The organism is Streptomyces sp. DSM 15324 (assembly GCF_001514285.1).
In the GTDB taxonomy this organism is placed as follows: Bacteria; Actinomycetota; Actinomycetes; order Streptomycetales; family Streptomycetaceae; genus Streptomyces.
In genome coordinates, this window is the sequence record NZ_KQ949023.1 from 906,168 (window position 1) to 914,202 (window position 8,035).

Sequence of the window (8,035 nt, forward strand, 5' to 3'; positions counted from 1 at the left end):
AGAGGGTTTGAATACGTTCGGATTTTGAAGATCTTGTGCGCCTGGAGCGGGGGGTCCGTGGTGTCGGTGCAAGGTGGCAGGAAGAAGCTGCCATGTCATGGGCATGACTGGAGAACGTCTGTAGTGGCCTTAACGGCCGGGTTCACCACAGTGATGGTCCTGCTGGTGGCACCTTCCTCCCAAGTGGCCGCTGCACCCGGTAAGTCTGATGCCCCGACCCTCACCGAGGCGCAACAGGCGCTTTCTGATGCACAGGAGTCCGGTGAGCGCGTGGAGGTGACGGGAGAGCGCACGGACCGGACCACGGTCTACGCCAACCCCGATGGATTGACCTTCACACTTGAGGAGTCGGTCGTTCCTGTGCGGGTGCCCAAGCCGGGTGGCGGCTGGCAGCTTTGCGGAGGCCGGTGCGCAGGGCAAGTGCGTACACCGCGTGCAGTCGATCGGTGCGGGCTGCAGCGAGGAACTGGCGGGCTTCGGCTGCGGTGAACGGTCGGAATCGCCGAGGACGAGGTGCGGTGGCCTTGACACACCGGGCGACGTTGCGGGGCAGATCGTCTTCGCGGATAGCGTGCTCCAGCGCCGACTTGAGCACCGAGTGCCCGTACGTCACGGTCAACGGGGACAGCCGCTTCTGGCAGCACTCGCCGACCGCGCAGCAGCTCTTCCGTTCGGCGTCCAGCCCTTGGGTGCAGCACTGGCACGTGGTGCGCAGGCGGTCGAGGAAGGTGCGCACGTCTTTGGCGGTCAGCCGTGCGACCTTCTTGGTGCCGAGGCCGGGCATGAGGTGGAGACGGATGCAGGCGGCGTATCGGGCGTGGGTGTTCTCCCGAAGCCGGTGGACAGCGACGCCGTTCAGCCAGTAGGTCAGGTAGTCGCCGACCGTGCTGTCGGCGGTGGCGACGGGGAGGCCGCGGCTGCTGGCGGCGATCTTTTCGGTGAGTTTGTCGGCCGCCTCTCTGCGGGTGGTGCGCTGTCCTGCCAGGCTGGCCCTGCGGTCTTGCGCTCCTTGTCCTGCCCGCCAGAGCTGGCCACCGTCGCCGATCGACCCGCCGTCGGGCGAGCAGCCGACGCCCGCGCGAGGCGCAGGCAGACGGCCAGACGCGGGCGCGAGCGGGAGCTGACTTGGTGCCGCCGGGCGCACGTTGTGGGCGCTGGAGCCCTTGACGTCGCACAGCAAGTTGTCGCCCACGACCGTCCTACGGCCGGATCGCAGGCACAGGGCCGGCCAGGGGGCCGACCATTCGCGTACATCGCCAGGCTCACCGAGGGCGGTGGCCGACGTTGCCTCTGGCAGGGGAGCGTGAAGCTCCCGGCCACTGGCCGTCGGCCGGAGGCTCTTCCGTCCCGACCCCCGCGCTGCCGGACTGACCGACGCACCAGCCCCGCCGCATGCCGACCGAGGGCCGCCCCGGAAGTCGAGCGCCGAGCCGCTGAAAGCCCCCGGACCGCCAACTTGCCCGGGGGCGGGGCCCGGGATCGGGCAGGCCACCGGCCCAAGGCCGCGCCAACACCCGCGCGGATCGTGGCTGCGGCAGGTGGACAGGAAGTGAAGGGGGATCAGTCGGTGGCTTTGGGGTGTCCGGTGCCTGCGTAGGTGATCCAGGCGGTTCGGTTGGCGTCGTCGACCAGGTACCAGATGCGGCCGCCGCCGGTGACCTCGTACTGCCAGCGCTCCAGCGTCTGTCCCTTCCACACCGTGTAGCCGAGCTTGCCCTTGAGGCGGTGGTGGCGCTCGGGGTCGTCGGCGGCGCGCGGAGCGGATCGGATCTTGTCGAAAGCGCGGCGGAGGTTGCCTGCGGCGTGGCGGGAGAGGTGGTCCCAGCCGTTGGCCGCCTCGGTGTTGGCGAAGCGTAGGTCGAATTCGTCGCCGATCGGGGGTGGGGCTGCGCGGTCACCGCGCTTGGGGCTCACTCGGCGGTCTTGCCTTCGGCTACGGGGACAGGGCCGAGGTCGCCTTCGGGCTCGCGGGTGAGCATGGCATGCAGGGCTGGGTCGGCGTAGATCTCGGCACTGTGCCGCCACTGGGCCAGCAGCAGTGCGATGGGCGCCAGGTTTTCCAGCGCGGCGGCCCCGCGGGCGGTGTCCACGAGTTCGCCGAGCATTGCCTCGACGTCGTCCTCTGGGAGGAAGACCGACCAGGGCAGGGCATCAGGCAGGGCCTGTCGCAGTGCGGCGGTGTTCTCGGTGCGGACCAGCCCTGCGAGCAGGCGGGCGGTGAAGTCGACCACGGTGGAGTCCTGCTCCAGCTGGTCGGCGCGGATGAGCGCCAGGTCGCCCGCGTCGCGTCGGCGTAGGCGCAGTGCGCGGACCGCGTCCAGGCGCCGGGCGGTGGCAGCGGGGTGGTGGAGCAGCTCGCTGAAGGGTACGTCCTCGTAGGCCGTCGTCATGACATCCACAGTAGCTCGGATGTCCTGGCTCGGACAGGGGGTAGCGGTCCGGGCGCTGCTCTACAGGTGACCAGAAACGGGCTGTCGGCGCGTCGCCTCCGACGGGGAGCGAAGCCTGCCCCTCCGAGCGGCGAACCCTTCCCGCCCCGCCCTGGCCCACACTGCCGGACCGGCGGACGGCCGAGCCGCCGCGAGGCCTCAGCCCTGCCACCAAGACCGTCGGTGTCCAGCGGCAGTCCACCGGCACGGCAGGGCGGATCGAGAGCGCCCAGGTCAGCGTGCACCTGTCCGACGGCTTCGTTGCCGGGGCCGCACACACGGCGCTGGGCCGAGCAGGGCACCTTGAACTTGGCCAGTACCGCACGCAAACGCTGGACCATGCGCTGGAAGGCCGCGCTCCATGCGATCCGGGCACAGTCAAGGCATGCCCGCTCCTCGATGGAGAGCAACTGGTGCATGTCCAGTTACAGCATCGACCGGGGCGGCGACCGCGTCGAGATCACCGGAGAACCCCCTCCGCCGTCGCCGCCCGCGACTCCACGAACCCGGCGGGCCCGGTCGTCGCGCCCGTGCTCGCCGGTTTTTCCGCCTTCCCCGCCCGGACTACAGCCGCTGGATGATCGTCCCCGTCGCCACCGCGCCGCCCGCGCACATCGTGATCAGGGCGAACTCCTTGTCCGTGCGCTCCAGTTCGTGCAGGGCCGTGGTGATGAGGCGGGCGCCCGTCGCGCCGACCGGGTGGCCGAGGGCGATGGCGCCGCCGTTGACGTTGACCTTGTCGAGGTTCTGGTCGAAGACCTTCGCCCAGGACAGGACGACCGAGGCGAAGGCCTCGTTGATCTCGATCAGGTCGATGTCCTTCAGTGACATGCCCGCTTTGCCGAGGACCGCGCGGGTCGCGTCGATGGGGCCGTCCAGGTGGAAGTGGGGGTCCGCGCCGACCAGCGTCTGGGCGACGATGCGGGCCCTCGGCTTCAGCTTCAGTGCCCTCGCCATCCGCTTCGACGCCCACATGATGGCTGCCGCGCCGTCGCTGATCTGGGAGGAGTTGCCGGCGGTGTGGACGGCGGTCGGCATGATCGGTTTGAGGCCGGCGAGGGCTTCGGCCGTCGTGTCGCGCAGGCCCTCGTCCCGGTCGACCAGGCGCCACATGCCCTGGCCGGACGCCTGTTCCTCCTCGGTGGTGGGGACCTGGACCGCGAAGGTCTCCTCCTTGAAGCGTTCCTCCGACCAGGCGACGGCCGCCCGCTGCTGCGACAGCAGCCCCAGCCGGTCGACGTCCTCCCGGGTCAGGCCCCGGTGGCGAGCGATGCGTTCCGCCGCCTCGAACTGGTTCGGCAGGTCGACGTTCCACTCCTCCGGGAACGGCTTGCCCGGGCCGTGCTTGGAGCCCGATCCGAGCGGCACCCGGGACATGGCCTCGACGCCGCAGCTGATGCCGACGTCGATGACGCCCGCCGCGATCATGTTCGCCGTCATGTGCGAGGCCTGCTGCGAGGAGCCGCACTGGCAGTCGACCGTCGTCGCCGGGGTCTCGTAGGGGAGGCCCATGGTCAGCCAGGCCGTGCGGGCCGGGTTCATGGACTGCTCGCCGGCGTGGGTCACCGTGCCGCCGACGATCTGTTCGACCGCGTCGGCGGGGATGCCGGTGCGGCCGAGGAGCTCGCGGTAGGTCTCGCCCAGGAGGTAGGCGGGGTGAAGGTTGGCCAGCGCGCCGCCGCGCTTGCCGATGGGGGTGCGGACTGCTTCCACGATCACGGGTTCGGCGGCCATGGGTGCGGATCCTCCTCCGAGGAACTAGTACGTGTTCTAGTTCTTCCGAGCAGTCTGCGGACGTGATGTGCGTCACCGCAAGGGTCTTGCAGCCTTCCGTGGTCTGAACTACCTTCTCGGCAATCTATTTCTGATGAACCGTCAGAAAAGCTGCCCTCTGGCTGGAGCCGCCGATGCCCTGTCCAGCGCTTCCCGACGGGTTCGACTTCACCGACCCCGACCTGCTGCAACACCGTGTGCCCCTGCCGGAGTTCGCCGAGCTGCGGCGCGCCGAACCGGTCCGCTGGATCCCGCAGTCGGGCAATGCCGCCGGTTTCCAGGACGAGGGGTACTGGGCCGTCACCCGGCACGCGGACGTGAAGTACGTGTCCACGCACCCCGAGATCTTCTCCTCCTACCTCAACACCGCGATCATCCGTTTCAACGAGCACATCCGGCGGGAGTCGATCGACGCCCAGCGGTTCATCATGCTCAACATGGACCCGCCCGAACACACCCGGGTGCGGCAGATCGTGCAGCGCGGGTTCACCCCCCGCGCCATCAGGGGGCTGGAGGACCGGCTGCGGCAGCGGGCCCGGGCCATCGCCGAGGGCGCCGGCGCCCACGAGGGCGCCTTCGACTTCGTCACTTCCGTCGCCTGTGAGCTGCCCCTGCAGGCCATCGCCGAGCTGATCGGCATACCCCAGGACGACCGGGCCAAGATCTTCGAGTGGTCCAACAAGATGATCGCGTACGACGATCCCGAGTACGCCATCACCGCCGAGGTCGGCCAGCAGTCCGCCGCCGAGCTGATCGCGTACGCGATGAACATGGCGGCGGAGCGGAAGCAGTGCCCGGCGCAGGACATCGTCAGCACGCTGGTGGCCGCCTCGGACGAGGGCAACCTCAACTCCGACGAGTTCGGGTTCTTCGTGCTCATGCTCGCCGTCGCGGGCAATGAGACGACCCGCAACGCGATCACGCACGGGATGCACGCCTTCCTCACCCACCCCGAGCAGTGGGAGCTGTTCAAGGAGCGCCGGCCCGGGACCGCCGCCGAGGAGATCGTGCGCTGGGCCACCCCCGTCGTCTCCTTCCAGCGCACCGCCACCCAGGACACCGAACTGGGCGGCAAGCAGATCAGGAAGGGCGACCGGGTCGGGATCTTCTACGCCTCCGCCAATCACGACCCGGAGGTGTTCGACCGGCCCGACGAGTTCGACGTGCTCAGGGACCCCAACCCCCACCTCGGGTTCGGCGGCGGCGGACCGCACTTCTGTCTGGGCAAGTCGCTCGCCGTCCTGGAGATCGACCTGATCTTCAACGCGGTCGCCGACGTCCTGCCGGGGCTGCGGCTCGTCGAGGATCCGCGCAGGCTGCGGTCGGCCTGGATCAACGGGGTGAAGGAGCTGCGGGTCACCGCGGGCTGAGCCGGTCCAGGAAGCCGGCGATCAGCGGGGCGATCTCCGGCAGATGGGTCTCCAGCGCGAAGTGCCCGGTGTCGAACAGGTGCAGCGCGGCGTCGGGCAGGTCGCGCAGGTACGCGCGCGCCCCGGGCTCGGGGAAGAAGGGGTCGTGGCGGCCCCAGAGGATCAGCGCGGGCGGCGTGTCCTTGCGCAGCCAGGCCTGCCAGCGGTCGTACCGCTCGACGTTGGAGCGGTAGTCGAAGGCCAGCGCGACCTGGGCCTCCTTGCGGCCCGGCAGGTCCAGGAAGTGCTGGTCCAGGGTCCAGCCGTCGGGTGCGATCAGCTCGGGGTCCGGCACGCCGGTCTCGTACTGCCCGCGCGTCCCGGCGAGCGTGAGCATGCCCCGTACGGCGTCCTCCGCGCCCGGCGCCCCCGGCGTGAGCGCGACGAGGCCGCGGGCCGCCTCCGAGAGGCCCTCCTCGTAGGCGTTGCCGTTCTGGACGACCAGCCCGGCGATCCACTCCGGGTGGCGTTCGGCGATCCGGAAGCCGACGGGCGCGCCGAAGTCGAAGACGTACATCACGAACCGGTCCAGACCGAGGCGCCGCAGGAAGCCCTCCGTGATGTCGGCCAGGCGGTCGAAGGAGTGGGTGAAGCCCTCGGGGGTCTCGGTGTGGCCGAAGCCCGGATAGTCCGGGGCGATCAGCCGGTAGTGCCCGCCGAGTACGTCGATGAGCCGGCGGAACTGGTGGGAGCCGGACGGGAAGCCGTGCAGGAGCAGGAGGGCGGGCGCGTCGGTGCGGTCCGGGAGGGACTCCCGGTAGAAGACGCGGACCCCGTCGACGTCGAGGTGGCGGTGGAGTGTGCGGGCGGGAGAGACGAGCACGGCTAATCCTTCCATTGCCGGTTCATGCATTAGGTGCGACGAGGGGACCGTATCGCCCGCCTGACTAATAGGTCAACGGGGAGAGGTAGCATTAGAGGCGTGAGTGATCTCGTGCCCCTCATCGGCGAACCGCTGGCGCTGGACCTGGTCAACACCCGTTCCTTCGCGGGTGATCTGCTCGTGCGCCCGGCCGACCTGCTGGCCTGGTGGGAGCAGGAGGCCGACCGGCTCCCGGAGGCGGTCCCCGCCCAGGCCGGCGCCGACGATCTGGCCGCCGTGCGCGCGGTGCGCGAGCAGGTGGCCCGCGCCCTCGACCACGTCCGGCGGGGGGAGCGGCCCCCGTCCGCCGACCTGGAGGCGCTCAACCGGGCGCAGCGCGCCGCGCCCGCGATCGACGAGGCGGTGTGGGACGGGGAAGCCGTCACCCTCGTACGGCGCCGCGAGGGCTCACCGGGCCTGCGGCTGGCCGCCTGCCTCGCCGAGGACGCCGCCCGTCTGCTGGCCGACCCGGCGATCGCCCGGATCCGCACCTGCGAGGCCGAGGACTGCGTGATGCTCTTCCTGCCCACGCATCCGCGCCGCCGCTGGTGCTCGCCCACGCGCTGCGGCAACCGGGTCCGGGTTGCCCGGCACTATCAGCGGCACAAGGTCCGCTAGCCGCGATAGGTCCGGTAAGTCCGGTAGGTCCGGTAGGCCCAGGAAGCCCGGCGGGGGTGGGGGCCTGGGGTCTGGCGAGGGTGCGGGGTCAGGGGTCCGGCGGGGGTGCGGGGCCAGGGGCGCGGCGAGGGCGCGGGGCCAGGGGCGCCGCGGGGGTGCGCGCTCACTCCCGTCCGGACGCCAGCAGCGCCAGGCAGCCGGAGGTCGCGGCCGCGAGGAGCAGGGGGAGCGCGAGGCTGTGGCGCAGGACCAGGGCCGCGCCCAGGGCCGCTCCGGCGAACATCGCGATCACGGCCGCCGTACGACGGACGGTGCGGCCGCCCGGGCCGCCGCCCGCGGACGAGTCGGAGGCCAGGCCGGTCAGGGTCATCGTCAGGACGGTGGTCGTGGTGAGGCCGGGCACGGCGAGTTTCTGCACGACCGCGTTGCGCAGGCCCATCGCGTAGGCGGTGAGCGCGATCACCGCGTAGATCCGGACCCGGCCGTGCTCGGCGGTGACGAAGGCGACGGCCGAGGCGCCGGCCAGCAGGACGGCCTCTACGGCGAACGTGATCCGGGCCCGCGTGCGGCGGGAGCCGTCGCCGACCCGCCGGGCGACCCGGCCGCCCGTCGCCGCGCCCGCGAGGAAGAGGGCGAGGGAGGCCGCCGAGTGGCCGGCGGAGAAGCCGGGGGCGCCCGCCGCGGCGAAACCGAGGACGACCACGTTGCCCGTCATGTTCGCGGTGAAGACATGACCGAGACCGAGATAGCTGATCGCGTCGATCAGGCCGCTCACCGCGGTCAGGACGAGCAGGACGGGGGTGAGGCGGACGCCGCGTGCCTCGGGGTCCTTCGCGCCGGGCTCGGTGGTCACCGGCCCAGTGGACCACGCCGGTGTGGAGAAACGGCGAAGGCGGCGGTTCCCGGGATCGGGGACCGCCGCCTCAGGGGCCGGCGCTGGGTGC

At 71.1% G+C, this 8,035-nt stretch carries 7 protein-coding genes and 2 pseudogenes; 3 read left to right on the top strand and 6 right to left on the bottom strand.

What is annotated here, in order from left to right:
* Nucleotides 1-153: 153 nt before the first annotated feature.
* Nucleotides 154-393 (top strand): annotated as a pseudogene (locus AQJ58_RS44210) (hypothetical protein); the annotation flags it as partial.
* A gap of 1 nt (nucleotide 394) precedes the next feature.
* Here the strand turns inward: AQJ58_RS44210 and AQJ58_RS03910 are convergent.
* The 4 genes and pseudogenes from AQJ58_RS03910 to AQJ58_RS03925 form a co-directional block, all read right to left on the bottom strand.
* Nucleotides 395-1,045: pseudogene (locus AQJ58_RS03910) on the bottom strand (site-specific integrase); the annotation flags it as partial.
* A gap of 515 nt (nucleotides 1,046-1,560) precedes the next feature.
* Nucleotides 1,561-1,914, bottom strand: a complete 354-nt coding sequence (locus AQJ58_RS03915) for a hypothetical protein (RefSeq protein WP_067244747.1) — start codon at nucleotides 1,912-1,914, stop codon at nucleotides 1,561-1,563.
* Nucleotides 1,911-2,390, bottom strand: a complete 480-nt coding sequence (locus AQJ58_RS03920; RefSeq protein ID WP_067244749.1) for a hypothetical protein — start codon at nucleotides 2,388-2,390, stop codon at nucleotides 1,911-1,913. The genes AQJ58_RS03915 and AQJ58_RS03920 overlap by 4 nt, the downstream gene beginning before the upstream one ends.
* Before the next feature lie 603 nt (nucleotides 2,391-2,993).
* Entirely contained in the window at nucleotides 2,994-4,163 is a 1,170-nt protein-coding gene (locus AQJ58_RS03925; RefSeq protein ID WP_067244750.1) for a steroid 3-ketoacyl-CoA thiolase, read from the bottom strand.
* 173 nt (nucleotides 4,164-4,336) lie between these two features.
* Between AQJ58_RS03925 and AQJ58_RS03930 the strand changes: the two genes are divergently transcribed.
* On the top strand, nucleotides 4,337-5,572 hold the full coding sequence (locus AQJ58_RS03930) for a cytochrome P450 (protein ID WP_067244752.1): 1,236 nt from the start codon (nucleotides 4,337-4,339) through the stop codon (nucleotides 5,570-5,572).
* On the opposite strand, the gene AQJ58_RS03935 is transcribed toward AQJ58_RS03930, so the two are convergent.
* Nucleotides 5,559-6,434 (bottom strand): alpha/beta fold hydrolase, encoded by an 876-nt coding sequence (locus AQJ58_RS03935; RefSeq protein ID WP_234359946.1) that lies wholly within the window; start codon nucleotides 6,432-6,434, stop codon nucleotides 5,559-5,561. The two genes, AQJ58_RS03930 and AQJ58_RS03935, sit on opposite strands and share 14 nt — an antisense overlap.
* Nucleotides 6,435-6,533: 99 nt before the next feature.
* Between AQJ58_RS03935 and AQJ58_RS03940 the strand changes: the two genes are divergently transcribed.
* Entirely contained in the window at nucleotides 6,534-7,091 is a 558-nt protein-coding gene (locus AQJ58_RS03940; RefSeq protein WP_067244756.1) for a CGNR zinc finger domain-containing protein, read from the top strand.
* Nucleotides 7,092-7,254: 163 nt separating this feature from the next.
* Here the strand turns inward: AQJ58_RS03940 and AQJ58_RS03945 are convergent, their stop codons facing one another.
* Nucleotides 7,255-7,944 (bottom strand): YoaK family protein, encoded by a 690-nt coding sequence (locus AQJ58_RS03945; protein WP_067244758.1) that lies wholly within the window; start codon nucleotides 7,942-7,944, stop codon nucleotides 7,255-7,257.
* Nucleotides 7,945-8,035 lie beyond the last annotated feature (91 nt).

What these genes read in the sequence shown, in the direction of transcription:
- AQJ58_RS03920 (WP_067244749.1), bottom strand. Translation starts at nt 2,390, where the DNA reads ATGACGACGGCCTACGAGGACGTACCCTTCAGCGAGCTGCTCCACCAC.
- AQJ58_RS03925 (WP_067244750.1), bottom strand. Translation starts at nt 4,163, where the DNA reads ATGGCCGCCGAACCCGTGATCGTGGAAGCAGTCCGCACCCCCATCGGC.
- AQJ58_RS03930 (WP_067244752.1), top strand. Translation starts at nt 4,337, where the DNA reads ATGCCCTGTCCAGCGCTTCCCGACGGGTTCGACTTCACCGACCCCGAC.